Below are 24,114 nucleotides of genomic sequence, written 5' to 3'. Positions count from 1 at the left end.
TGCGCCGCGCTTCACTCACCTGAGATGAAAGGGCCTGCCAGTGACCGCCTATCTCTTCCTGTTGCATGTCGCGGGGGCCGTGACGCTGATGCTGTGGGCGGTGCATATGGTGCATACCGGCACCGAACGCGGCTGGCGCCCGGAGATTACCGGGCTGCTCAGGGCGACGGATGGGCCGGTGCGCAGCGCCGCCGTCGGCGCCGGGCTCGGGCTGGTGCTGCAGAGTTCGACTGCCGCGGGGATGCTCGCTGCTGCCTTTGCCTCGCGCGGCATGTTCGCACTGGCAACCGGCCTCGCCATCGTGCTCGGCGCCAATTTCGGTTCGGCGCTGGTGGTGCTGATCCTCAGCCTCGATCTCAGCCTGCTGCCGCCGGTGCTGCTGGTCATGGGTGGGTTGCTGTTCTTCAAGGGCAAGTCACGGCGGGTAAAGCAGAGCGGCCGCGCGCTGGTCGGGCTCGGGCTGATCTTCGTGTCGCTGCAGCTGCTCAGCGAGGCCACGGCGCCACTCAGCGACAGCGCGGTCCTGCCGGCGGTGGTCCAGTATCTCGGCAAGGAGCCGCTGACGGCGCTGCTGGCCGGGGCGGCGATCGCCTGGCTGTTCCATTCCTCGGTGGCGACGATCCTCTTACTGGTGGTGCTGTCGCAGCACGGGGTGTTGCCGTTCGAGGCGGCCGCGCCCTTGCTGTTCGGCGCCAATATCGGCACGGCGATCGGACCGTTCGTCCTGACGCGCAACAGCAGTATCGAAGCCAAACGCCTGATGGCGGGGAACCTGATAACCCGCGTCGCAGGCGCCGTGCTGGCGCTGGCGGTGCTGCTGTTGGGCGGCTCGGGGCTGGCGGCCGGCTTCAGCCCGGTGCAGCAGCTGGTCGGGCTGCACCTCATCTTCAACGTGGCGCTGCTGCTCGTCGGCCTGCCGCTCACCGGCGTGATGGCCCGGCTGATGGAGCGGCTGATCCGCGCGCCGGCAACGACCGATCCGGCGGCGGCCATCGGGGTGCCGCCCAGCTGTCTCGACGAAGCAGCGGTGGGCGATCCCGGCATGGCGCTGGCCTCGACCACCCGTGAGCTGCTGCGTATGGCCGAGATTGTCGGCCGGATGTTCGAGCCGGTGATGGAGATCTACAAGGCCGGCGATGAGGAAAAGATTCGCCAGGCCCGGCTGATGGAGGCGGCGATCGACCAGGCGCAGAGCGATATCAAGCTCTATCTGGCGCGGGTGCAGTTCAACGAGGACAGCAACAGCGCGCGGCGGGGGCAGGATCTCGCGGCCATCGCGGTCAATCTCGAGTATGTCGGTGACGCCATCACCAAGACGCTGCTGCGGCTCGCCGAAGTGCGGCGCGAACAGCGGCTCGCTTTCTCGCCCACCGGCTGGCGCGAACTGGCGGAGCTGCACAGCCAGGTGGTGGAGAACATGCAGCTGGCACGCAACGTGCTCGTCACCCGCGACCTCAACCAGGCGCGCAAGCTGGTGGTCGAAAAGACCCGGATGCGTGAGGCGGTGGCGGCCAGCCAGCGCCAGCATATGCAGCGGTTGAAGGACGGTACCGAGGCGAGCCTTGCCACCTCCAACCTCCACCTCGAGACGCTGCGCGCCATGAAGACCATCAACTCGCTGATGGCCTCGATCGGCTACCTGGTGCTCGAGGAGGCCGGCGAAGTGCTGGATCACCGGTTGAAGCCAGCGGGCTAGAGCGCGCTTTCAGCTTCAGCAGTCAGCCGGTGGGCTGAGGCCCCGGCCCACGACGATAGACGCGCAGCTCGATCACTTCGGGCACATGCCACTCGAGTGACAGCATTACCGGGCGGCCACCCGTATCGTGGTCGACCTGGCGCAGGTGCTGCAGCGGCGCGCCAACCTCAACCTTCAGAAGTTCGGCCAGTTCGGCGTCAGCGTTGACCGGAGCCAGCACGGCCCGGGCGTGATCGACGGTGTGGCCGCGGTCGGCGAGGAGCTTGTAGAGCGAGCCGCCGAAGGCGGCGAGATCGGTGCGTTCATCCGCGATGTCGGTGGCGAGGCTGTCGATCGAGAACACCGCCGGCCGGCCGTCGGCGCTGCGGACGCGACGGATCACCACCACATCCGAACCGGGGGCAAGGTTCAGCGCCGCCACCACGGCGTCATCGGCCCGGACACGCGTAGCGCCGAGCACCTGTTTGGTGACGCTGAGGCCGGTGCTTTCGAGGTATTCGGTGTAGCTGAAATTGGTGTCGAGCGAGTTGCGCAGCCGCGGCCCCTCGGTGACGTAGGTGCCCGAGCCCTGGCGGCGGACGACATAACCATCCTCGATCAGGCCGCGCACTGCCTCGCGCAGGGTGATGCGGCTTACCGAGAACCGGGCGCACAGCGCATCTTCGTTGGGCAGTTTCGAACCAGGCGGAAACTCGCCTTCGATGATCGCGCGCCTCAGCTCGGAGCGGACGACATCGGGCAGCAGCGGGCGCGTTCTGGCTTGCAGCATGGGGATCTCGTAACAGGCGGGCTGGCGACGCAATTGATTAGTCGTCTCATGTTCGGATTGGCCGAGCAACCCGGTTACTGGGGGCGAGCTGAACTGTCGCGGTTGCGAGGAAGCGGGCAAATCCGGCATGCTGGCGGCCGGAGCGAACAGCCGGGGTGTGAGCCACGATGAGTTACGATGCGCTGGTGTGGCTGCTGGTGGGGCTGGGGATCGGGGTCACGGCCAGCCTGTTGCTGCTGATCGGCATCTCGACGCTGGAACATGGGCGGCTGAGCCGCCGCTTCCGCAGGGCGCGCACCGCTTCAGCGGCGGTGGCTGCGCCGGTGGAAAAACCCGTCCCGGTCGCGCCGAAGACGTCGCTGCTGGCGCGGCCGGCAGCCCGGACCGAGGCCGCGGCCAAGCCGGTGGCCCAAGGCAAAGCCATGACCGAGGTGAAGCCGGCGGCAGATCCAAAATCGGTGGCGGACGACAAGCCGGCCCGACCGAAGCTGGCGGTAGTTCCGGCGCCGGAAGCCAAGCCGGTTGCGGTCGTCGAACCGATGCCCGCTACGCCGGTGCTGGAGGCCAAGCCGGTCGTTGCGCCTTCCTCAGAGCCCGTTGCCGCGCCGCCCAAGCGGCTGCAGAGCGTCGAGGCGATGTTCGCCGAGGCGTTCGCCAATGACCGGCTGACGGTGTCGCCGGAGCCTGACGAGGCAGCGGGCGCTGCTAAGCCCGGGGCCGAAAAACCGCCAGGGTGAGTGCGCCGGCGCCCAACAACAAGCCGCCAAGCAGGCGGCTGTCCCCGGTCGAAATGGGGATGTGCGGCACCCACTGCCGATAGAACGGAAACAGAAGTAACAGGATGGCGACCAGGAGTGCCGCCAGGCCTACGGACCGCATGTTGCCCCTCCGCGATGTGGCGGAAACACAGTGATACAGCCGGTGACGCTTAAATTCCGGTTCGGATAGTATCCGCCTAAACCGTTAACGGAACTCTCTTTATCAAGGGCCGGTAACCGATCACCGGAATCTGAAGTGCCAGTGAGGCAACTCCTCCAGGGGGAGCGGCGTTTCTTCAGGCAAATGGCGTGGGGCCAACCCCGCGCGGGCAAGGAGACGTCATCATGCACAAGGCAGAACTCGACCGCCTGCTGGAAAAGACCGTCGCCGATGCGCTCGGCGTGCGTATGCCCACCCACCGGCGCGCGCCGCCGGATAAGGCGAAGCATCATGCCAAGGCGCCACGCCGGCACAGGCAAATGGTGCGGGAACTGCATCCGGCCTGATTGGACTTTCTTCCGGCCTCGTCTAGATTCGCGCCCGCTTGATGGGGAGTCGTGACGATGGAGGGGGTGCCGGCAGCGGAGATCGCGCGATTGCGCGCGCTGGTGATCGGCACCCTGCCGCAGTTCGCGGGCGGCAATTTCGTCCCGCTCACCGAAGGCTGGGACAGTGTCGCGCTCGAGTGTGACGGCTGGATCTTCAAGTTTGCCCGTCATCCCGATGCCGAAGCGCGGCTCAGGCGGGAAGTGGCGCTCCTGGCATTCCTCAAGCCGCGGGTCACCATGCCGTTGCCGCAGATGGTGCTGCATGAAGGGCCAGTGCCGTTCTCACAGCACCTGAAACTGCCCGGCTCATCGTTGGAAAAGCCGCAATACCTTGAGCTCGACGAGGGCCGGCGCAACGCGCTGGCGACCCGCATGGCGCAGCTCTATGCAGAGCTCCACGCGCTGCCGCTCAACCGCATGCAGGCGGTTGGCGCCACAGGCGTCGATCCGTGGATGAGCCCGGACGAGATCCTGGTGCGGACCGAGGCCAAGCTGCCGCGGGGCTACAAGGGTTTCGTGAAGCGCACCATGGCGGCGTACCGCAAGCTCACCATTGAGGGCGACGAACTGGTCTACGGCTATTTCGATGGCCATGGCTGGAACATGGCGTTCGACCATGAGACCGGCATGCTCAACGGCGTGTTCGACTTCGCCGATTCCGGCTTCGGCTCGCGCCACCGCGACCTCAGCTACACGAACTGGATCTCGGCCGACCTGACGCTGAGGATCATCGAGCGCTACGAGGAACTGGCGCGGATCAAGGTCAACCGCGACCTGGTGATGCTCTATTCATCGGCCCTGCGCCTCGCCGAGCTGGCCGAAGAGTTTCTGTCCGACGACCACGCCGTGGCGAACGTCGTCGACTGGGTGGCGGAACTGAAGCAGCTGGGGTTCAGTACCTGACGCTGTGACCGCAACGTGGACGATGGGCTGGGCCGGTCGCCGCGAGCCTGCCTTGCTTGGGGTGATGGATCTTCGAGCTGGTAGCTTCTCTCCCGCCCACCGGCTGTCATCCCAGCGAAAGCTGGGACCCATTTCACGGCCTGCGCCGAAGGCCAGTTGGGTCCCAGCTTTCGCTGGGATGACACCGAGTTTGGGGTGATTGCGGTGAATCGACCCCCAGCACGTAAAGTCGGAGCACCTCTCCTGGGCGCACCGAGAAAAGCTTTTCCTTCACCCTTGTGCGTGACGGGAAAACATGCGACGAAGCATTAAAGAAAAGCTTTTCCCGCATTCGCGAGCCGGCCATCACGTGCCCGCCGCGAAACGAGCCGGAAAAGCTTTTCCTCGCCATTCCCCGGGAGGAACCCTGCGTGTCGCGGGGCCGGAGGGCGGCACGGCAAATCGAGGGAGGAAGCCGATGAACCTGAAGAAACTAACGATGGGCGCAGTGGCCATGGCCACGCTGCTCGCGGCGATGCCGATGTCGGCATGGGCCGAAGACCTGCAGATGTGGGAACGTTCGGGCGGCAATGCCGGCATGGTGGACGCGCTGGTCGCTGCCTGGAACGAGAAGAACCCCGATCGCAAGATCGTCCTGACCTACATTCCGCACACCGAAATGGTGCCCAAGCTGGCGCAGTCGATCGCCTCGGGCGAGGTGCCGGACCTGATGGGTCTCGACCTGATCTACGGGCCCCAGTTCGAAGCGGCCGGCCAGCTCGAGGACATCACCAGCTATTTCGCCGACGATGCTTCGATCAAGACCGCCAGCCCTGGTCACATGAAGGTCTCGACCTATGACGGCAAGCTCTATGGCGTGCCGCTCTATGCGGACGTCTCGGCGCTGTTCTGGAACAAGGACCTGTTCAAGAAGGCCGGGCTCGACCCGGAAGTGCCACCCAAGAGCCTCGCCGAGATCCATGACTTCGCCAAGAAGATCACCGGCGTCGAAGAGGGGGCTTATGGCTATTACCTGGCGGGCAACTGCGCCGGCTGCAACATCTTTACCTTCGGCCCGCTGATCTGGGCCTCGGGCGGCACGATCGAGCCGGCCGACGCTGCGGCCGAGCCGCTGACTGGCGACGCGGTGCCCAAGGTGCTCGAATGGGCCCGCATGATGCACAAGGAAGGGTTGATCAACCCGGCCAACCAGGCCGAGAACGGCGAGACTTTCCACCTGCAGTTCGGCTCGGGCAAGGTCGGGATGATGGGTACGGGCAATTTCAACATCACGCTCGCCCGTGAGCAGAACCCCAACATGAACTTCGGCATCACTCTGCTGCCCGGCCTCGAGGCCGGCCAGACGGCATCTTTTGCCGGCGGCGATATCGTCACCGTGCCGAAGGGCTCCAAGCGCGTCGCCGACGCGGTCGACTTCATGAAGTTCATCCTGTCGGACGAGGTTCAGGTCGAGGTCTATGCCAAGATGCTGAACATGACGACCCGCGGCGACATGGTGGACAACAAGTACTATGCCGAGGAGCCGCTGATCAAAGACGTGGCCAAGGCCATCGATATCGGCGTCACGCCCTATACGCTGAAATTCTTCGAGCTGATCAACTCGCCGCAGGGCCCGTGGCTGCAGATGCTGCAGCGCGTCTACTACACCGATGATCCGATCGATACGATCATGGCCGACGCCAAGCAGCAGATGAAGGATATCGCGGCCGAGTAAGCACGGCCCACATCCTGGCGGTGCTTCGTCCCGATGAAGCACCGCTCACTTCCCTCTCGCCGAGGACACCAAGCGCCCATGAGCATCTACTCGACCAGATCCAATCGGCTCACGGGCCTTCTCTACCTCGCGCCGGCGCTGGCGTTCGTCGCTGCCTTCACCGCCTGGCCGCTGGGCCAGATGCTTTGGGTGTCGCTCAACTCGTGGTCGCTGATCACGCCGCCGAAGTTCATCGGGCTCAACAATTTCACCAAGGCCTTCAACGACAAGCAGTTCTGGGTGTCGCTGGGTTTCACCCTCAAATATACGCTGCTGATCACCCCGATCCTGATGATCGGTGGCTATGCCATTGCACTGCTGACGGTGAAGAATACACCGCTCCGCCGCTTCACCCGCGCCGTGGTGTTCGTGCCGGTGGTGATCGGGCTCGGGGCCTCGAGCCTGCTCTGGTACTGGCTGTTCTCCACCGACTACGGCTTCGTCAACCGGCTGCTGCTCGATTTCGGCCTGATCGACAAGGCGGTGATCTGGCTCGGCGTCGATGCCGACCGCTCGAACTGGGCGATCATCGTCTCGGTGGTGTGGAAGGTACTCGGTTTCGGCATGATCCTGTTCGTTGCCGCCATCCAGGCGATCCCGCCCGAAGTATCGGAAGCAGCGATGGTCGATGGCGCGAGCCCGTGGCAGCGGCTGACCCAGGTGACGCTGCCGCTGACGCTGCGGACGGTGCTGTTGGTGACGCTGATCTCGGTGATCGGCTCGCTGCTGGCCTTCGACCAGTTCTACATCATGACCGCCGGGCAGCCGCAGAACCTCACCGCCACCTCGGTGTTCTACGTCTATCTCAACTCGTTCCCCTACCTGAAGCTCGGCTATGGCGCGGCATTGTCGCTGATCCTTGCCGTCATCATTCTCGTCTTCACCATCATCCAGATGCTGCTGACCCGCCGGAGCCATGCCTGATGAGTGCCGATCTCGCCCAGAGCATAGACGAGACGGCCGCCGGCAATGGCGTGCTGGGGCGCCTGTGGCGCAGCCGCACCAAATACCTGGTGGGCGCCGCGTGTCTCTTCATCTGTGTCATCATGCTGGCGCCGCTCGTGGCCTCGGTGCTGGCCTCGGTGAAATCGACCGCCGAGGCCGCCGCGGTGCCGCCGACCTATGTGCCGCAGAGCTGGAGCCTCGACAGCTACCTGAAGCTCTGGGTCTACCAGGCCGGGCTGCCGGTCTACCTGCTCAATTCGTTCGGCACCGCCTTCATGGCGATCGCCTTCTCGCTGCTGCTCACCGTGCCGGCCGGCTACGCGCTGGCGCGCTTCCCGATCCCGGGCAAGGAGCTGCTGTTCGTCTTCCTGCTCCTGGCGCTGATCATCCCCTACCAGGCGCTGCTGACGCCGATCTTTCTGATGTTCGCGCAGCTGAAGCTCACCAACTCGCTGGTCGGCCTCGCCATCATCCACACCGCGATCCAGCTGCCATTCTCGCTCTACATCATGCGCAACGCCTTCGAAGCGGTGCCGATCGAACTGGAGGAAGCGGCGGTGATCGATGGCTGCAACTCGTTCCAGGTGCTGGTCCGCATCTGCCTGCCCTCGGTGGTGCCGGCGATGATCACGGTGGCGCTGTTCGCCTTCATCACCTCGTGGAACGAGTTCCTCGGCGCGCTGGTGATGATGAACCGGCAGGACAGCTTCACCCTGCCGCTGATCCTCGCGGCGGCACGCACCGAGACCAGCCTTGGCGGCACCGACTGGGGCATGCTGCAGGCCGGGGTGACGATCTCGATTATCCCTTGCGTCGGCATCTACCTGATGTTGCAGAAGTACTATGTTTCGGGCCTCCTCGCGGGAGCCGTGAAGTAGGACCGCGATGACCGACGAGCCAGATCCCTTGTCCAGCCCCCCAGCAAATGAACGCACCGGCCGCCATGGCCCGACGATTCGCGACGTGGCGCGGATTGCCGGCGTGTCGATCGGCACGGCGTCCAAGGCACTGAACTCGAACGGGCGGCTCAGGCAGGAGACGCGCGACAAGGTCACGACGGTGGCGCGCGAGATCGGCTATCGCCCCAACGACATGGCGCAGAGCCTGCACCGCACCCGCTCGATGACCGTGGGGGTGCTTTCCACCGACTCGTTCGGCCGCTTCACCCTGCCGATCTTCCAGGCTCTGGAGGAGCAGTTCGCCGATCGAGGCATCGCCATTTTCATGTGCAACGCCACCGACGATCCGGAACGCGAGCGGCAGCATCTCGACCAGTTGCTCGGCAAGCGCATCGACGGGCTGGTGGTTACCGCCCGCCGCGCCGACAAGCGGCCGCCGGTCGGCCCGCTGCCTGCCGGATTGCCGGTAATCTATGTGTTTTCGCAAGCCGACGATCGCGATGCGCTGTGCCTGTTGCCCGACGACGAGGGCGGGGCGCGGCTGGCGGTCAGGCACCTGGGCGAAGTGGGCAAGCGGCGGATTGCACATATCACCGGGCCTGAGCATTTCGAGGCAGTGCAGCTCAGGCGTCGCGGCTACCTCTCGGCGCTGGCCGAGCTCGGGCTCACCGCGCATCCTGAGCTCTATCTCTCGGGCAAATGGACCGAGGCCTGGGGACGCGACGCTGTCGCGGCGCTGTTCGACGGCAAGACCGATCGGCCCGATGCGATCTTTTGTGGCAACGACCTGATTGCCCGCGGCGTCGTCGATGCCTTGCGGGAACGCGGCATCGCGGTGCCGGGCGAAGTGGCGGTGGCCGGCTTCGACAACTGGGATGTGATGACCGCGGCGGCGCGGCCGCCGCTCACCAGCGTCGACATGAACCTTTCGGCGCTCGGCCACGAGGCCGGGCGGCTGCTGATCGAGATGATCGGCGGCGAGACGGTGCGGGGGATCCGCCGGCTGCCGTGCACGCTGGTGGTGCGCGAGTCCACCGGCACAACCAGTTGAATTCAGACACCCGGCCGCTCGCTCGGCGGCTGGGCCAAGAGGAGTTGCAATGAGCCAGTATCATCCGGTGCGTTTCGTCGATGTCCGCCTCGAAGGCGAGTTCTGGAAAGAACGGCTCGACACTGTGCTCGCCCGCACCATTCCCAGCCAGCACAAGAAGCTCGTCGAGTATGGCTATCTCAACTCGCTTAAGCTGCCCAACCCGCCGCCGCCGCTGCGCTTTCCGCGCCATGCCAACGGCTTTACCGTGCAGGTGTTCTGGGATTCTGACATCGGCAAGTGGATCGAGGCCGCCGCCTATGCGCTGAGCCACAAGCGCGATGCCGACATCGAGGCAAAGATCGAGGCGATCGTCGACGATTTCGAGAAGGCGCAGGCGCCGGACGGCTACCTCAACTGCTGGTATCTGGGGCGCGAGCCGGAGAAGCGCTGGTCGAACATGCGCGACAACCACGAGCTCTACAATGCCGGCCACATGCTGGAAGGCGCCATCGCCTATTACGAGACCACCGGCCGGCGCCGCTGGCTCGAGGTGATGGAGCGCTATGTCGAGCATATCCGGACCAATTTCGGCACCGGGCCGGGGCAGAAGCGCGGCTATTGCGGACACCAGGAGATCGAGCTGGCGCTGATCAAGCTCTATCACCTGACCAAGGAAAAGAAGCACCTCGACCTGGCTGCCTACTTCATCAACGAGCGCGGCAATCCCAACCCGCATTACTTCGACGTCGAGCGCGAAGAGCGCGAGAAGAAGGGCTGGGAGTGGCAGCGCTACGTGCAGGGCACGTACGAGTACAGCCAGTCGCACAAGCCGGTCCGCAGCCAGGACAAGGTGGTCGGGCACGCGGTGCGGGCCATGTACATGTACACGGCGATGGCAGATCTGGCGGTCGAGTTGAACGACACGGGCCTCAAGGCGGCGTGCGAGACGCTGTGGAAGGACGTGATGGAGACCAAGATGTATGTGACGGCGGGCCTCGGGCCGTCGGCGCATAACGAGGGCTTCACCTTCGATTTCGATCTGCCCAACCAGACCGCCTATGCCGAGACCTGCGCCTCGGTGGCGCTGATCTTCTGGGCGCAGCGCATGCTGCACCTCGATCTCGACGGCAAATATGCCGACGTGCTGGAGACGGCGCTGTTCAACGGCGCGCTGTCGGGCCTCAGCCGCGACGGCGAGCACTACTTCTACATGAACCCGCTGGAGAGCAACGGCACACCGACCCGCTGGGACTGGCACACCTGCCCGTGCTGCACGATGAATGTCAGCCGGCTGGTCGCCTCGGTCGGCGGCTACTTCGTTTCGACTGCGCCCGACGGCATCGCCTTCCACCTCTATGGCGGCATTTCGACCAAGCTCGATGTCGGCGGTACGGAAGTGACGGTGCGCGAGGTCTCGAACTATCCGTGGTCGGGCGACATCGCCATCCAGATCGATCCGGCGACGGAGAAGGTGTTCGAGGTGAAGCTTCGCATCCCGGGCTGGTGCAAGGGCGCCATGGCCAGGGTCAATGGCGAGGCGGTGCAGCTCAGCCCGGTCAACGGCTATGCCACCATCAGCCGCAGTTGGACAAAGGGCGACAAGATCAGCCTCGAGCTGCCGATGCCGGTCGAGCGCGTCTATGCCAACCCGCACGTGGTGATGGATGTCGGCCGTGTGGCGCTGACCCGCGGCCCCCTGGTCTACTGCCTCGAGGAAGCCGACAACCCGGGCGGCACGGTGCAGCGCTTCAAGCTGCCACGACAGAGCGAGATCGCGATCAAGCAGTCGAACCTGTTCGACGGCATCATCCAGCTGACGGCCGGCGGCAATGCGGTGGACGAAGCCGAGTTCAAGCCGCTCTACCGCACCAGCCCGCCCAGGGAAGCCCCGGCAACGCTTACCGCGCTACCCTATTACCTGTGGGCCAACCGTGGGCAGGGCTCGATGGTGGTGTGGATCCCGGAGGCCTGAGCGGCACCTAAGCCAGAGCGTGGGGCCCACCCCCACCCTTGATCCCTCCCCACAAGGGGGAGGGAGACGCGTACTGCGCGTTCGGTTCTTGCGCCGTCCCTCCCCCTTGTGGGGAGGGTAGCGCAGCTAGGCGAAGCCTTAGCGAAGCTAGGGTGGGGGTGCCCCACGCTCAGATACTGCAGCCTACTCCGCCGCCTGCCCGCCGAATTGTGACTCCAGCAGGGCCCGCTCATAGGCCAGGCGCGAGCTGGCGCGTTGCGGGGCTTCGAAGTGTTCGTCCATGGCGCGGGCGAAGAGTTTTTCGCGCTCTTCCTCGGTCGACATGAAAAACGGGTAGCGGCGCAGCGTCGCCGGCAGCTTGGTGTTCACATAGGCGCCGTAGAGCGCCACCGGGAAGGCGAGGCCGGGATAGACCCGCACGTCCGACATTTCCTCGGAGCCGAAGACGCGGCGGTAGAATGCCGTGTGTTCGGGCCGCACCAGCGCCAGGCAGGCATCGGCCTTGAAGAACAGCGACGCCATCACCGCGATCCTGAGCGTCAGGAACGGCAGCGCCGGGTAGGCGAGCGAGGCCTCGTAGTCGGCGGTGAAGCGCGAGGGGTCGATGAAGGTTTCGCCGCGCGCCAGCAGCGGCTCGAGCACGTCCGGGCAACTCTTCATCGACGGGCCGAAAGGATGTTTGGCGCTGACGTGATGCAGCCGGATAGAACTGACCAGCTCGCCGTCGATATGAACACCAAAACTCATGCCGTTAGGCGCAGTATCGAGGTCGTCTACCACAATGCCGGCATCGTTGAACGGCACGGATTCTTCGCGACGATAGGCTTCGTAGCGCAGGCGATAGATTGGATTGTCGGTGACATCCATACGGACGCGCGAATACTCAACGCGGTCCAGTATCTCCATGAGCGTGCCGGCGAAGCGAGACACCGGAGCAGCCGACGTCGCTGCCGAACCTTCCACGTCCGAACGCATAGGGAACTCCGCAACTTTCAAACAGAGTTTAACCTTTCGTTAGGCATAATAAAATTGCCAAATGCGCACGGCCGCCGCGCCGCCTACGCATAAGCACGGACAGCGCCAGGGCCAGCGCCGAATCCCTCAGATTTCAGAAGAGTTTAGGCGTCTTAACCACGTTTGCGGTTTGTCGTACCAACGGTCAGCACGCGCTCGAGCGTAGCGCGGGCCGCCATGCGGTCGATGAGCTCGGCGACTTCGCGCCGTGGCAGTGGCACGCCGAACAGGTAGCCCTGGATCTGGTCGACCTTGGAATGGGTGGCGATCAGGTTGAGCTGCTCTTCGGTCTCGACGCCTTCGGCGGTGACGGTGAGGTTGATGTCCTTGCCGAGCTGGGCGACGTTGGACAAGAGCTTCAGCGAGCGCGGGTTCTCGGCAATGTCCATGACGAAGCTGCGATCGATCTTCAGCTTGGTGAAGGGCAGGGCCTGCAGGTAGCTCAGCGACGAGTAACCGGTGCCGAAATCGTCGAGCGCGATGCCGATGCCTTGCTTCGCCAGCTTGGCGAGGATCTTGGTGGCGGCGGCGCGTTCTTCGATCACCGCGGTCTCGGTGACCTCGATCTCGAGCCGGTGCGGCGCGAGGCCGGAGCTGGTGAGGGCGGTCTTCACCATCCCGGCGACGTCCGCATTGCGGAAGTCGCGGGCCGAGATGTTGACCGACACCGAGACTTCCTCGGGCCAGTTGCGGCATTCGGCCGTAGCGGTCGCCAGCACCCAGCGGCTGATCTCGGAGATGAGGCCGGTTTCCTCGGCGATCGGGATGAACAGCGAGGGCGGGATTGAGCCCAGCTCCGGGTGGTGCCAGCGCGCCAGCGCCTCGCAGCTCACCACGCGCCGGGTCTGCAGATCGACGATGGGCTGGAACACCAGCGACAGCGCGCCGTCGGCCACCGTCTGCTTCAGTTCGGCCTTCAGCCGTTGGCGGTAGCGGTAGTCGGTGTCCATCTCGTCGTGGAACACCTGGCTGCGGCCCTTGCCCAGCGCCTTGGCCTTGTAGAGCGCGAGGTCCGCCTTGGTCATCAGGGCGTCGAGATCGTCGCTGCCGTCGGTGAGGGTCACCACACCGACCGAGACGTTGACCGAGAACACCTCGCCCTCGACCTCGAACGGGCCGCGGAAGCCGCCGAGGATCGCTTCGGGGTCGGTAACGGTATCGGAAAGCTGCACGCCGCCCGAGCGATAGACCACGTACTCGTCGCCGCCCAGCCGCGCCACGAGGCTGTCGCGGCCCAAGACGCGGCTCAGCCGCTCGGAGGTCTCGATCAGCACGCGGTCGCCGATCAGGTGGCCCAGGGTATCGTTGACGTGCTTGAAGTCGTCGATGTCGACGATCATCAGCATGGCCATGTCGTTGGGGCGCTTGTCGCCGTGGTGGCGCCGGCGCTCGAGGTCGGCCTCGACCTGCTCGGTGAAATAGGCGCGGTTCGGCAGCCCGGTCAGGGTGTCGTAATGCGCCATGTAGTTGATGCGCTCTTCGGCCTTGACGCGCTCGGTGATGTCTTCGAACAGCAGCACGGTCTTGTCGAGGCGCGACGACACAGTGACTTCGCAGAACTGCCCATCGGAGAGGCGCAGCACCACCTTGCCGCCATCGCCGGCGTCGACCGTATCCATCAGCTGGCTGGCGGAACGCTGCGGGATGGTGCCGCGCGCGGCGGCGGCCGAGATCATCGCAGCGAACGGCCGGCCGGCCCAGTTGCCCGGCATGAAGCTGCCGAACACCAACTCGGCGCGATCGTTGGCGACGGCGATCAGGCCGTTCTCGTCGAGCATGCAGAGGCCGTGCTGCATGGTTTCGAGCGCCGTGTCGAGTTCGGAGGCAAGGCGGGTCGCCTCGATGCGACCATGCACAGCGCGCAGCAGGATGGCGCGGATATTGGCCGAAACCTTGCGCAGCGAGACGACGAAGGCGATCAGCACCACGCTCAGCATGGCGGTATGCAGCGTGCCGTCGAACAGCATGCCGATGGCCATGCCGGCGCCGATCAGGATGACCTGGCTGGTGACCAGCCGGTCGATGGCGAAGTTGCGGCCGGCAACGCCCACCAGCACCGCCACGGTGACCGAGAGCGAGCTCATCTCGGCGAACGGGGTGTTCACCACGAGGAAGCTGTAGCTCATCCAGAAGGCGTAAAGCCCGGCGATGGCGGCGGCGCCGATGGTGGCGCGCAGCTCCCAGTGGGTGGCGGTCGTAACGTCGTCGTCGGCGAGGTCGGCGCGTTCGAAGGCGCGCATATCGATGTCGCGGGCGATGCCGACAATGGCAAAGCCGATGGCGACGGCGAGCAGCACCCAGGAGTTGCCTTCAATGCCGGCGACCGCGGCGACCAGCGCCGACGACAGGGCGCCAAGCATCATGACGCGCCGGTCCGCGTAGAGCGACCGGATCATCGACACGTAATCGACAGGCGGCAGTGACTTATGCGCTGGCTCGAACATAGACCTCACCAAGGTGTAATGATTGTGCCCGGCGAGGCGTTAATGCCTGCTTTCGGGGCAGCGAGCGGCCGCCCTTTTGCGTCGTCGCAAAACCCTGTTCCAGCGCAGCAATTGCTCGAATGGTTTATGCTTTGTTGGGTGGATCGATCGCAATCGCCGGATCGTCGCCGGGCTGCTGCGCCGGCGGGTCGCGCAGCGAGGCTCGACCGACGAAGAACATGAACTCGAGCGCTGCCAGTGCCAGCAGCATCAACAGCCCCGTCACGTAGATGGCCTGGCCGCGTGGCACGATGACATCGAACACCGACAGCCAAAGCGCCACGCCGATCAGCACGGCGAGGGCGGTGAGGCCGTAGAGCATCGGGGTCACGAACGGAATGACGTCGAGCTGGCCGTGCTTTTTGTCGCGCAGCTCGCCGCGCAGCGCCACGAGGTTGGCGACGATGAACCAGACCCCGAGCAGGGCGCTGCACACCGTCCAGATCGTGGGTTCGGACCAGCCAGCGAGCAGCATCGGCGCCGGCAGCAGCGCGAACAGCACGACAAGGAAGCTGTCGCCGATCAGGAACCATAGATAGCGCCGCTCGGCCGAGGACCAGTTTCGCAGCCCCTGCTGGCGGAAGAAGATGACGAGACCGGAAAAGCCCGCCAGCGTCATGGCGATGCCGGCGATGGTGTGGAGGATGTCTTCGTTCATGCGCCGTCCATCCCTGGTTCGAATCACCGTTGGTCAGTCGGCGAGCTTGGCCAGCGCCGCCTCGAGCGCCGTGAACGCCTCCGGCCCCAGCTTCTCGCGATATTGCTTTTCGATCAGCCGCTTCACCTTGTTGCGCTCGGCAAAGTCGGCGAGGCCCAACTCGGTCAGCACGATCCGCTTGGCCCGGCCATCACTGGGGTCGGGCGCACGGCCGACCACCCCTTGCGCCTCGAGCTGATCGACCAGCTGCTGCACCGCCTGTTTGCTCAGCCCCATGCGCTCGGTCAGCAGCGCCTGCGAAATGCCGGAGGGGCCCAGATGCGCCAGCACTTCGCCGGCGGCGCTCTGGTGCCAGGGATAGCCGCGGGCCGCCAGTTCGGCGCGCATGTGGTTGCGCCAGCCCTGTGCTGCCCGCCACAGGGCGAGGCCGATATGATCGATGCTGGCGAGATCATTATCGTCAAGGTGCTTGACCAAATTCCGTCTCGCAGCTAAATCGTCAAGTCGCTTGACTAGCACGGCGCCATGCCGGTCGCCAGCGGGCCCGCGAAAAGGATGCACAGATGATCATCAAGGATAGAGACACCCTCACCGTGCTGCTGGTGGGCAGCACGCACTATGTCGAGATGGCGCCGGGCAAGGAGGCGGCGATCTACTACCGCACCGCCGCCGAGGCGTTCATGGCGCTGCCTGACGGCACGCGGCGCACCGGCCAATGGCGGCTGACCGACACCGGCTACCATGTCGACTGGATCGATGGTCCGAGCGCCGGCTGGCAGATCGATGTCGAGCCGGGCCGCATCGGCTATGTCGATGCCGGCGGGGTCGAGCGTGGCCGCGTCTCGCGCATCGTGCCGGGCGATGCGGCGTCGCTGAGTGTTTGAGCGTTCAAAAGACTGAACCGATCCGGCGTCCCCGATGGGGGCGTCGGAACCCTTTGCCACGGATCGGGCGTTATGCGGCCCCAATCTCCCGACTCGTTGCAAAGAGGAAATGATAATGGTCGAAAAGCTCGAGCCTGCCGCGCGTGAAGCCGCCCTCTTGAAGCTCAACGGCTGGATCTATGATCCGCAGGCCGATGCGATCAGCCATGATTTCAAGTTCAAGAGCTTTTCCGAAGCCTTCTCGTTCATGACCCGGGTGGCGCTCGCCGCTGAGAAGATGGACCACCATCCCGAATGGTCGAACGTTTACAACAAGGTGCGGATCACGCTCACCACCCACTCGGCCGGCGGGCTCACCGAAAAGGACACCAAACTCGCCGAAAAGATCGACCGGCTGATGATCTAGCGTCGGATCAATGGTTGTCGACACCCGCACCGGGTCATTCCCGCGAAAGCGGGAACCTCCGTTTGCGATGCTGGCAAAGAAAACAGAGGTCCCCGCTTTCGCGGGGATGACGCCGGAGCAGGGGGCTTGGCCGGCGCCACCGGCTTGTTCCATGATGGCATGATCGGGAGGCATCGAGATGCGGGCAGTGCGGCTACATGCGCCGGAACGGTTGATCGTCGAGGAGGTGCCGCGGCCGACGCCCGGGCCGCATGACCTCTTGGTCCGCGTCGAAGCCTGCGGCATCTGCGGCTCGGACCGCCACATGTTCCGAGGCGAGTTTCCGACGACCAAGCCGGTGACGCTCGGGCATGAATTCTCCGGCCTTGTCGAGGAAGCCGGGGCGGCGGTCGAGGGGTTCCGCATCGGCACAAGGGTCACCGGCGACCCCAACATTTCCTGCGGAGCCTGCGCCGATTGCCTCGCCGGCCGGCCCAACCTCTGCGCCGGGCTCAGTGCCATTGGCGTCCATCGTGACGGCGGTTTCGCCGAGTATGTGCTGGTCCCTGCCGGGCAGGCCGTGGCGCTGCCGCCGGGGCTCGATCCGCTGCATGGGGCATTCTGCGAGCCGGTCTCGTGTTGCCTGCATGCCATCGATGTGGCGCGCATTGCGCCCGGTGCCTCGGTGGTGATCCTCGGCGGCGGGGTGATCGGTCTGCTGATGGTCGAACTGGCGCTGCTGGCGGGTGCCGGCGCGGTGGTGCTGTCGACCCGACAGGCGCCGCGCCGTGCCCTGGCGCTGCAGCTCGGCGCACATCATGCGGTGGACGCGGGGGCCGATCCGGTGGTGACGATCGCGGCGCTCGTGCCAGGCGGCGCCGATGTGGTGTTCGAGTGCGCGGGGGTGGGGGAGACGGTTCGCCAGTCGATTGCGGTGGCGCGGCGTGGCGGCACCGTGGTGCTGTTCGGCGTGGTGCCCGAAGGCGAACAGGTGGCGCTGGCGCCGTTCGAGCTCCTCACCAAGGAGTTGAGGCTCGAAAGCGCCTGGCTCAACCCACTGACCCATCCGCGCGCCGCCGAGCTGATCGCCGTCGGCGCCCTGTCGCTCGACCGGCTGATCACCCGCACCATCCGCCTCGACGAGGTGCCGGCGGCGATTGCCGGCACGCCCGGTTTCGGTGAGATCAAGCTGGTGATGGCGGGCCAGGCGTAGCAGCGACCGGCGGAGAAACCGCGCTTTCGACGAAAGTCGGAGCGATTGTCCCGCACCCACATGATTTTGCCGCAGTTTTCCCGGTCTCATTGGGTTGCAGCGGGGCGGCCGATGCCTCATCTTCAAGGCTCTCAGCCGCTTTCAACCAGTTTTGGGGTAACCCCCGCCGGAGATCTTGCCGATGCCGCATAGCACACCCCTGATCTCGACGATCGTTGCGGGTCTGGTGCTGGCATTCATCCTCGGCGCGATCGCCAACCGCCTCCGCATGCCGCCGCTGGTCGGGTACCTCGTGGCCGGCGTGCTGGTCGGGCCGTTCACCCCGGGCTTCGTCGCCGATGCGGAGCTCGCCACCGAGCTCAGCGAGATCGGCGTGATCCTCCTGATGTTCGGCGTGGGCCTGCATTTCTCGCTCAAGGACCTGTTGAGCGTGCGCGCCGTCGCCATACCGGGCGCCATCGTCCAGATCGGCGGCGCTACCATCATGGGGCTGGGTCTTGCGACCCTGCTCGGCTGGGGGCTCGGCGCCGGCCTGCTCTTCGGCCTGGCGCTGTCGGTCGCCTCGACGGTCGTGCTGCTCAAGGCGCTGCAGGACCGGCACATGGTCGACAGCGAAAAGGGCCGCATCGCCGTCGGCTGGCTCATCGTCGAGGATCTCGCGATGGTGCTGGCGCTGGTGCTGATCCCGGCCATTGCCTCGATCAACGGAGTCGAAGGGGCGGCGCTGCACGATCCGTTCGTCGATTTCGTCGAGAACATCTTCTCCATCCATCTCGACATCTTCGGCATCCTGGCGGTGACGGTGGTGAAGCTCGCCGCCTTTGTCGGCTTCATGCTGGTGGTGGGGCGCCGGGTGATCCCGTTCATTCTCCACTACACGGCCCATACCGGCAGCCGCGAGCTGTTCCGCCTTGCGGTGCTGGCCATCGCACTGGGCGTAGCGGCGGGCGCGGCATACCTGTTCGGCGTGTCGCTGGCGCTCGGCGCGTTCTTTGCTGGCATGATCCTTTCCGAAAGCGAACTCAGCCATCGCGCCGCACAGGAAAGCCTGCCGCTGCGCGACGCCTTCGCGGTGCTGTTCTTCGTCGCGGTCGGTATGCTGTTCGATCCGATGATCCTCGTCACCGATCCGTTGCCGGTGCTGGGGACGGTGTTCATCATCATCTTCGGCAAGTCGGTGCTGGCGTTCCTGATCGTGGTGGCGTTCAAGCGCCCCGTCGGCACGGCGCTGACCATTTCGGCGAGCCTGGCGCAGATCGGCGAGTTCTCGTTCATCCTCGCAGCGCTCGGCGTCGGGCTGGGCATCCTGCCGGTGGAGGGGCGCGACCTGATCCTTGCCGGTTCGATCATCTCGATCATCCTCAACCCGCTGATCTTCTTCGTGCTCGATATGCTTCGTCCGGCGCTCGAGAGCCGGTTTGGCCGGCCGGAGGTGGTTGCCGCCGCGGCGGAACGCACCGAGCCCGACCTGGTGGCGAGCGCGCCGCGCGCCGCTGCCCCGGAAGTGCCGCAGGAGGCCGAGGCGACGCAGGTGCCCACCGGGCAGTCCGGGCACGTCATCATCGTCGGTTTCGGCCGGGTCGGTTCGGTGGTGGGTGAAGCGCTGCTCGAGGCGAAGACGCCGTTCCTCGTGGTCGAAGACGCCGAGGGACGCGTCAACGCGGCGCGGGCGCTGGGCATCGAGGTGGTGGTGGGCAACGCCGCCGCCTCCAAGGTGTTGACCCTCGCCAATGCTGCCGAAGCGATCACGGTGGTGATCGCCATCCCCAATGCCTTCGAGGCCGGGCAGGCGGTCGAGCAGGCGCGCAAGCAAAACCCCAAGGTGCTGATCGTGGCGCGCGCCCATTCCGACGAGGAAGAGACGCACCTGAAGACGCTCGGCGCCGATGTGGTGATCCTGGGCGAGCGCGAGATCGGTCTCGGCATGGTCGATGTGATCAACCGCGACAGCAAGGCGGTGGCCGAGATCACCGCGTCAGACGCCGTCGAGTCGGTGCTGGCGCCGCTGGTCGCCGCAGCCGTTGCGACGACGCCAAAGCTGCCGTCCGACCCGAACCTGCTGGCCGAAGCGATCGAGGCGGCGCAGGCTGAAGTGCAGCACGTCGACAGCGGCCCGGCCGAGCCGCCGGCGCTGGTCTCCGCCTATGGCGAAGAGCCCGACGAGACTTTCGAGGCGCCGGCCGAGCCTGACCCCGAGGCCGTCGACGCCGAGGAAATCGCCGAGCTCGAGGCGCTGGACGCGCCGGTCGAAGACGTCGCGCCCGAAGCGCCGCCCGTATCCGAGCCGGCAGCGCCGCGTCCCGATCGGCCGGCCACCACCCCAGGCTCCCCGTTCAACCCGGAAGTCCCCCCGCCGGTGGCTGAAGAAGAAAAGGCATAGCCCCACGTAGCAGGACGCAATGGTTTGTTCACGCCGGGAGCGCTATAGCCAAGAGTAACGGCCGAGTTGGCGGCCGTTCCGGATTCCGCCCGCGATGATTTCGCAGAAGGCAAAATACGCGCTGAGGGCGCTGGTGGCCCTGACCAAGATCCCGGCCGGCGAGTCGCTGATGATCTCGGAGATTTCGCGTGGCCAGGCGATCCCCAAGAAGTTCCTCGAACAGATCCTGCTCGAGCTGAAGCGCGCCGGCATCGTGATGAGCCGCCGCGGCCGGCTCGGCGGCTATGTGCTGCTGCGGGCACCCGAGCAGGTGACGTTCGGCGAAGTGCTGCGGCTGATCGACGGGCCGATCGCCCCGCTGCCGTGCCTTTCGAAGATAGCCTATCGCCGCTGCGTCGATTGCGCCGAGGAATCGAGCTGCGAAATCCGCCACGTCTTCGCCCGCGTCACCATCGCCACCCGCGAAGTGCTCGACCGCACCACGCTGGCCGATGCCGTGGTCGCCAACGACGTGCTGGTGTAGTTCCTCCATCTGCCGATACGCCGGTGGCTGTGGACCCCCACCCCTGTCCCCTCCCCGCAAGGGGGAGGGAGACCCTCACACCAGCATCGCAGTCTGCGTCTCCCTCCCCCTTGCGGGGAGGGATTAAGGGTGGGAGGCCGCAGCCACCAGCCCATCAGCCCCTGCAACCCAGCTCCAGTCCCGTGCGTTTACTGCTGATCGCGCGACTGAACGCGGTTTCACTTCGCGCAAAGCCATGCTCATCCACAGGGGTGGAATCGAGGTTTGCGCAATGGCGGTGCTGCTGGTAGCCTTCGCAGAGAAAGGTTTTCCGCTTCGTCGCGCCGCCGCAACCTGCGGCTTCCTTGAGAATGCCGACTGACCAGGTAGAGTTACGGTAGTTAATCTTCACCAGGAGGACATGATGAAGAGAACGGCCCGAATTCTCGCGCTTGGCGGCCTCGCCGTGGCGCTCGCCTTCACCGGCGCAATCACTGCCCGCGCCCAGGATCAGACCCTGCTCAACGTCTCGTACGACCCGACGCGCGAACTCTACGCGCAGTTCAACGAGGCGTTTGCCAAGCACTGGAAAGACACCACCGGCGGCAACGTCACCATCGAGCAGAGCCATGGCGGCTCGGGCAAGCAGGCCCAGGCCGTGATCGACGGGCTTTCTGCCGATGTCGTCACCCTGGCGCTGGAAGGCGACATCAACGCCATCGCCGAGAAGTCGGGGCTGATTGACGCCAACTGGCGCTCCGAGTTCGCCAATAACTCGACGCCCTACACCTCGACCATCGTGTTCCTCGTCCGCAAGGGCAACCCGAAGGCGATCAACGACTGGGGCGACCTGGTCAAGGACGGCGTCGAAGTCATCACCCCGAACCCGAAAACCTCGGGTGGCGCGCGCTGGAACTACCTCGCGGCCTGGGCTTACGCCGACAAGGCCTTCGGCGGCGACGAAGCCAAGAACGCCGATTTCATCAAGCAGCTCTATAGCCATGTGCCGGTGCTCGATACCGGCGCCCGCGGCTCGACCGTGACCTTCGCACAGAAGGAACTGGGCGACGTGCTGCTGGCCTGGGAAAACGAAGCGTTCCTGGTGCTCGACGAATTCGGCGCCGACAATTTCGACGTGGTCTATCCGCCGTCGTCGATCCTCGCCGAGCCGCCGGTCGCGATCGTCGACAAGAACGTCGAGGCGCACGGCACCGCCGATCTCGCCAAGGCCTATATCGAATATCTCTACTCACCCGAGGGCCAGACGCTGGCGGCAAAGAACCATTATCGCCCGTCCGACCCGTCCGTCGTCACCGACCAGGCGCTGGTCGAAGCCTTCCCAAAGATCGATCTGATCTCTATTGATGATCCGCTTTTCGGCGGCTGGAAGACGGCGCAGCCCAAGCATTTCGGGGACGGGGGCATCTTTGACCAGGTCTACACCCCTGCGCAGTAATGCAGTGGCAGGGGCGCCTCGCGGCGCCTCCGGAAAGTCATCCCACCCCGCGCGAGCGGGGTGGAGCTTTGTAAAGCCCAGCGTCATCCCGGGGTTCGGGCTGACCTTCGGCTACACCATCCTCTATCTCAGCCTGATCGTCTTGATCCCAATCGCCGGGCTGTTCCTCAAGGCGGCAACGACGCCGCTCGAGCAGATCATCAGGATCGCCACCTCGCCGCGCACCCTCAAGGCGCTGGAGGTGAGCTTCGGCTCGTCGCTGATCGCGGCGCTGGTCAACGTGGTGTTCGGCATCATCGTCGCCTGGGTGCTGGTGCGCTACAAGTTCCCGGGCCGGCGGCTGCTCGACGCCATTGTCGATCTGCCGTTCGCGCTGCCGACGGCGGTGGCGGGCATCGCGCTCTCGACGCTTTATGCCCCCAAGGGCTGGGTCGGCTCGCTGTTCTCCGACAAGGGAGCGCTGTGGCAGTGGTGGCATGGCCAGACCTGGCTGCCGTTCGGGCTCAGTGAGTTCTCGCTCAACTGGAAAATCGCCTACACCCCGACCGGTATCGTCATCGCGCTGATCTTCATCGGCCTGCCGTTCGTGGTGCGTACGGTGCAGCCAGTGCTTGAGGAGTTTGAACAGGAACTCGAGGAAGCCGCCGCGACGCTCGGCGCCAATCGCTGGCAGACCATCACCAGCGTGATCCTGCCGCGGCTCACCCCGGCGCTGCTCACCGGCTTTGCGCTGGCCTTCGCCCGCGCGGTCGGCGAATACGGCTCGGTGATCTTCATCGCCGGCAATCTGCCCAACATCTCGGAGATCGCCCCGGTGCTGATCGTCATCAAGCTCGAAGAGTTCGACCAGGCGGGTGCGGCGGTCATTGCCGGCATCATGCTGATCATCGCCTTCGTCATGCTGCTGGTGATCAACCTGATCCAGGCCTGGGCCCGCCGGAGGTTCGGCAATGTTTGAGCCTGATGTCATCTACGACAGCCGCCGGCTCATTCCCCCCGAGGAGCACACAAGGCCGACCACCGAGCGGGTGTGGATCCGGCGGCTGCTGATCGGTATCGCCGTGGTGTTCATGGCGGCGGTGCTGGTGCTGCCGCTGGTGCTGGTGTTTACCGAAGCCTTCCGCAAAGGCGCCGATACCTATTTCGCGGCGTTCGCCGATCGCCAGTCGCAGCAGGCCATCGTCCTGACGCTGCTGGTGGCGGTGATCGCGGTGCCGCTCAACCTGGTGTTCGGCATTGCCGCCGCCTGGTGTGTCGCCAAGTACGAGTTCTGGGGCAAGAGCTTCCTCACCACGCTGATCGACCTGCCGTTCTCGGTGTCGCCGGTGGTCTCGGGCATGGTCTATGTGCTGCTGTTCGGGGCGCAGAGTGCGCTGCATCCGCTGCTCAGGGCCTACAACATCGAGATCATCTTCGCGGTGCCGGGCATCGTGCTCGCGACGATCTTCGTCACCTTCCCGTTCATAGCGCGCGAACTGATCCCCCTGATGCAGGACCAGGGCAATACCGACGAGGAAGCGGCGTTGTCGCTGGGCGCCACCGGCTGGCAGACCTTTACCCGGGTGACGCTCCCCAACATCAAATGGGGGCTGCTCTACGGCGTGCTGCTCTGCAATGCCCGCGCCATGGGCGAGTTCGGGGCGGTGTCAGTGGTTTCGGGCCATATCCGCGGCAAGACCACGACCATGCCGCTCGACATCGAAATCCTCTACAACGAGTACAACTTCACCGCCGCCTTCGCCATCGCCTCGCTGCTCGCCATGCTGGCGCTGGTGACGCTGGTGTTCAAAACCATCCTCGAGTACCGCTTCGGCGACGAACTCGCGGGCACTCGCCGACATTAGCGCGACTGAGCAGAAGAA

At 65.3% G+C, this 24,114-nt stretch carries 21 protein-coding genes and 1 pseudogene; 17 read left to right on the top strand and 5 right to left on the bottom strand.

Features of this window, described 5'->3' with window-relative positions; genetic code table 11:
• Window positions 1–40: 40 nt before the first annotated feature.
• A complete protein-coding gene (locus tag ASC89_RS00600) occupies window positions 41–1,696 on the top strand; it encodes a Na/Pi cotransporter family protein (protein WP_082533107.1) in 1,656 nt (551 codons plus the stop codon).
• A 22-nt stretch (window positions 1,697–1,718) separates the two neighbouring features.
• Here the strand turns inward: ASC89_RS00600 and ASC89_RS00595 are convergent, their stop codons facing one another.
• Window positions 1,719–2,465 (bottom strand): GntR family transcriptional regulator, encoded by a 747-nt coding sequence (locus ASC89_RS00595; protein ID WP_055875310.1) that lies wholly within the window; start codon window positions 2,463–2,465, stop codon window positions 1,719–1,721.
• A gap of 167 nt (window positions 2,466–2,632) precedes the next feature.
• Here ASC89_RS00595 and ASC89_RS00590 point away from each other — a divergent pair, with 167 nt between their 5' ends.
• From ASC89_RS00590 to ASC89_RS00560, 8 genes are all read left to right on the top strand, one after another.
• Window positions 2,633–3,202: a hypothetical protein gene (locus tag ASC89_RS00590; RefSeq protein ID WP_055993838.1), complete on the top strand. Its 570-nt coding sequence runs from the start codon at window positions 2,633–2,635 to the stop codon at window positions 3,200–3,202.
• 366 nt (window positions 3,203–3,568) lie between these two features.
• Window positions 3,569–3,730, top strand: a complete 162-nt coding sequence (locus ASC89_RS28335; RefSeq protein WP_156384443.1) for a hypothetical protein — start codon at window positions 3,569–3,571, stop codon at window positions 3,728–3,730.
• A gap of 57 nt (window positions 3,731–3,787) precedes the next feature.
• On the top strand, window positions 3,788–4,675 hold the full coding sequence (locus ASC89_RS00585; RefSeq protein ID WP_055993836.1) for a phosphotransferase family protein: 888 nt from the start codon (window positions 3,788–3,790) through the stop codon (window positions 4,673–4,675).
• A gap of 457 nt (window positions 4,676–5,132) precedes the next feature.
• A complete protein-coding gene (locus ASC89_RS00580) occupies window positions 5,133–6,389 on the top strand; it encodes an ABC transporter substrate-binding protein (RefSeq protein WP_055993833.1) in 1,257 nt (418 codons plus the stop codon).
• Between the two features lie 78 nt (window positions 6,390–6,467).
• Window positions 6,468–7,352: a carbohydrate ABC transporter permease gene (locus ASC89_RS00575; protein ID WP_055875325.1), complete on the top strand. Its 885-nt coding sequence runs from the start codon at window positions 6,468–6,470 to the stop codon at window positions 7,350–7,352.
• Window positions 7,352–8,251: a carbohydrate ABC transporter permease gene (locus tag ASC89_RS00570; protein WP_055993831.1), complete on the top strand. Its 900-nt coding sequence runs from the start codon at window positions 7,352–7,354 to the stop codon at window positions 8,249–8,251. The genes ASC89_RS00575 and ASC89_RS00570 overlap by 1 nt, the downstream gene beginning before the upstream one ends.
• Before the next feature lie 28 nt (window positions 8,252–8,279).
• Window positions 8,280–9,323 (top strand): LacI family DNA-binding transcriptional regulator, encoded by a 1,044-nt coding sequence (locus tag ASC89_RS00565; protein ID WP_055994859.1) that lies wholly within the window; start codon window positions 8,280–8,282, stop codon window positions 9,321–9,323.
• A gap of 49 nt (window positions 9,324–9,372) precedes the next feature.
• Window positions 9,373–11,277, top strand: coding sequence for a glycoside hydrolase family 127 protein (locus tag ASC89_RS00560; protein WP_055993828.1), 1,905 nt, complete (start codon window positions 9,373–9,375; stop codon window positions 11,275–11,277).
• A 183-nt stretch (window positions 11,278–11,460) separates the two neighbouring features.
• On the opposite strand, the gene ASC89_RS00555 is transcribed toward ASC89_RS00560, so the two are convergent.
• From ASC89_RS00555 to ASC89_RS00540, 4 genes are all read right to left on the bottom strand, one after another.
• The gene (locus tag ASC89_RS00555) at window positions 11,461–12,252 is read right to left on the bottom strand and encodes an N-acyl amino acid synthase FeeM domain-containing protein (protein WP_156384442.1); all 792 of its coding nucleotides are present in this window, start codon (window positions 12,250–12,252) and stop codon (window positions 11,461–11,463) included.
• A gap of 152 nt (window positions 12,253–12,404) precedes the next feature.
• A complete protein-coding gene (locus ASC89_RS00550) occupies window positions 12,405–14,735 on the bottom strand; it encodes a bifunctional diguanylate cyclase/phosphodiesterase (protein WP_055875336.1) in 2,331 nt (776 codons plus the stop codon).
• A 124-nt stretch (window positions 14,736–14,859) separates the two neighbouring features.
• Window positions 14,860–15,432, bottom strand: a complete 573-nt coding sequence (locus tag ASC89_RS00545) for a hypothetical protein (protein ID WP_055993825.1) — start codon at window positions 15,430–15,432, stop codon at window positions 14,860–14,862.
• Window positions 15,433–15,465: 33 nt separating this feature from the next.
• Window positions 15,466–15,909, bottom strand: coding sequence for a MarR family winged helix-turn-helix transcriptional regulator (locus tag ASC89_RS00540; RefSeq protein WP_055993822.1), 444 nt, complete (start codon window positions 15,907–15,909; stop codon window positions 15,466–15,468).
• 86 nt (window positions 15,910–15,995) lie between these two features.
• Between ASC89_RS00540 and ASC89_RS00535 the strand changes: the two genes are divergently transcribed.
• The 8 genes and pseudogenes from ASC89_RS00535 (at window position 15,996) to cysW (ending at window position 24,096) form a co-directional block, all read left to right on the top strand.
• Window positions 15,996–16,316, top strand: a complete 321-nt coding sequence (locus ASC89_RS00535; RefSeq protein WP_055875345.1) for a hypothetical protein — start codon at window positions 15,996–15,998, stop codon at window positions 16,314–16,316.
• Window positions 16,317–16,431: 115 nt separating this feature from the next.
• Window positions 16,432–16,722 carry a 4a-hydroxytetrahydrobiopterin dehydratase gene (locus ASC89_RS00530; RefSeq protein ID WP_055875348.1) on the top strand — a complete coding sequence of 97 codons (291 nt, stop codon included), beginning with the start codon at window positions 16,432–16,434 and terminating at the stop codon, window positions 16,720–16,722.
• Between the two features lie 178 nt (window positions 16,723–16,900).
• Window positions 16,901–17,914 carry a zinc-dependent alcohol dehydrogenase family protein gene (locus ASC89_RS00525; RefSeq protein WP_055993819.1) on the top strand — a complete coding sequence of 338 codons (1,014 nt, stop codon included), beginning with the start codon at window positions 16,901–16,903 and terminating at the stop codon, window positions 17,912–17,914.
• Window positions 17,915–18,095: 181 nt separating this feature from the next.
• Window positions 18,096–19,847, top strand: a pseudogene (locus ASC89_RS00520) (cation:proton antiporter); the annotation flags it as partial.
• A gap of 541 nt (window positions 19,848–20,388) precedes the next feature.
• Window positions 20,389–20,817 (top strand): Rrf2 family transcriptional regulator, encoded by a 429-nt coding sequence (locus ASC89_RS00515; protein ID WP_055993814.1) that lies wholly within the window; start codon window positions 20,389–20,391, stop codon window positions 20,815–20,817.
• Between the two features lie 403 nt (window positions 20,818–21,220).
• Window positions 21,221–22,252, top strand: a complete 1,032-nt coding sequence (locus tag ASC89_RS00510) for a sulfate ABC transporter substrate-binding protein (protein ID WP_082533103.1) — start codon at window positions 21,221–21,223, stop codon at window positions 22,250–22,252.
• A 4-nt stretch (window positions 22,253–22,256) separates the two neighbouring features.
• The gene (locus ASC89_RS00505; protein WP_055993811.1) at window positions 22,257–23,210 is read left to right on the top strand and encodes a sulfate ABC transporter permease subunit CysT; all 954 of its coding nucleotides are present in this window, start codon (window positions 22,257–22,259) and stop codon (window positions 23,208–23,210) included.
• Complete coding sequence (gene cysW / locus ASC89_RS00500) at window positions 23,203–24,096, top strand: sulfate ABC transporter permease subunit CysW (protein ID WP_082533101.1); 894 nt, start codon at window positions 23,203–23,205, stop codon at window positions 24,094–24,096. Before ASC89_RS00505 ends, cysW begins: the two co-directional genes overlap by 8 nt.
• The last annotated feature ends 18 nt before the right edge of the window (window positions 24,097–24,114 follow it).

Source organism: Devosia sp. Root413D1, assembly GCF_001425235.1.
GTDB lineage: Bacteria > Pseudomonadota > Alphaproteobacteria > Rhizobiales > Devosiaceae > Devosia_A.
The sequence above is the reverse complement of the archived record's forward strand: the minus strand, read 5'-3'. Positions and strand labels throughout refer to the sequence as shown.

Coding starts and splice junctions, on each gene's coding strand:
- ASC89_RS00595 (WP_055875310.1), bottom strand. CDS start 2,465: ATGCTGCAAGCCAGAACGCGCCCGCTGCTGCCCGATGTCGTCCGCTCC.
- ASC89_RS00590 (WP_055993838.1), top strand. CDS start 2,633: ATGAGTTACGATGCGCTGGTGTGGCTGCTGGTGGGGCTGGGGATCGGG.
- ASC89_RS28335 (WP_156384443.1), top strand. CDS start 3,569: ATGCACAAGGCAGAACTCGACCGCCTGCTGGAAAAGACCGTCGCCGAT.
- ASC89_RS00585 (WP_055993836.1), top strand. CDS start 3,788: ATGGAGGGGGTGCCGGCAGCGGAGATCGCGCGATTGCGCGCGCTGGTG.
- ASC89_RS00580 (WP_055993833.1), top strand. CDS start 5,133: ATGAACCTGAAGAAACTAACGATGGGCGCAGTGGCCATGGCCACGCTG.
- ASC89_RS00575 (WP_055875325.1), top strand. CDS start 6,468: ATGAGCATCTACTCGACCAGATCCAATCGGCTCACGGGCCTTCTCTAC.
- ASC89_RS00570 (WP_055993831.1), top strand. CDS start 7,352: ATGAGTGCCGATCTCGCCCAGAGCATAGACGAGACGGCCGCCGGCAAT.
- ASC89_RS00560 (WP_055993828.1), top strand. CDS start 9,373: ATGAGCCAGTATCATCCGGTGCGTTTCGTCGATGTCCGCCTCGAAGGC.
- ASC89_RS00555 (WP_156384442.1), bottom strand. CDS start 12,252: ATGCGTTCGGACGTGGAAGGTTCGGCAGCGACGTCGGCTGCTCCGGTG.
- ASC89_RS00550 (WP_055875336.1), bottom strand. CDS start 14,735: ATGTTCGAGCCAGCGCATAAGTCACTGCCGCCTGTCGATTACGTGTCG.
- ASC89_RS00545 (WP_055993825.1), bottom strand. CDS start 15,432: ATGAACGAAGACATCCTCCACACCATCGCCGGCATCGCCATGACGCTG.
- ASC89_RS00535 (WP_055875345.1), top strand. CDS start 15,996: ATGATCATCAAGGATAGAGACACCCTCACCGTGCTGCTGGTGGGCAGC.
- ASC89_RS00530 (WP_055875348.1), top strand. CDS start 16,432: ATGGTCGAAAAGCTCGAGCCTGCCGCGCGTGAAGCCGCCCTCTTGAAG.
- ASC89_RS00525 (WP_055993819.1), top strand. CDS start 16,901: ATGCGGGCAGTGCGGCTACATGCGCCGGAACGGTTGATCGTCGAGGAG.
- ASC89_RS00515 (WP_055993814.1), top strand. CDS start 20,389: ATGATTTCGCAGAAGGCAAAATACGCGCTGAGGGCGCTGGTGGCCCTG.
- ASC89_RS00510 (WP_082533103.1), top strand. CDS start 21,221: ATGAAGAGAACGGCCCGAATTCTCGCGCTTGGCGGCCTCGCCGTGGCG.
- cysW (WP_082533101.1), top strand. CDS start 23,203: ATGTTTGAGCCTGATGTCATCTACGACAGCCGCCGGCTCATTCCCCCC.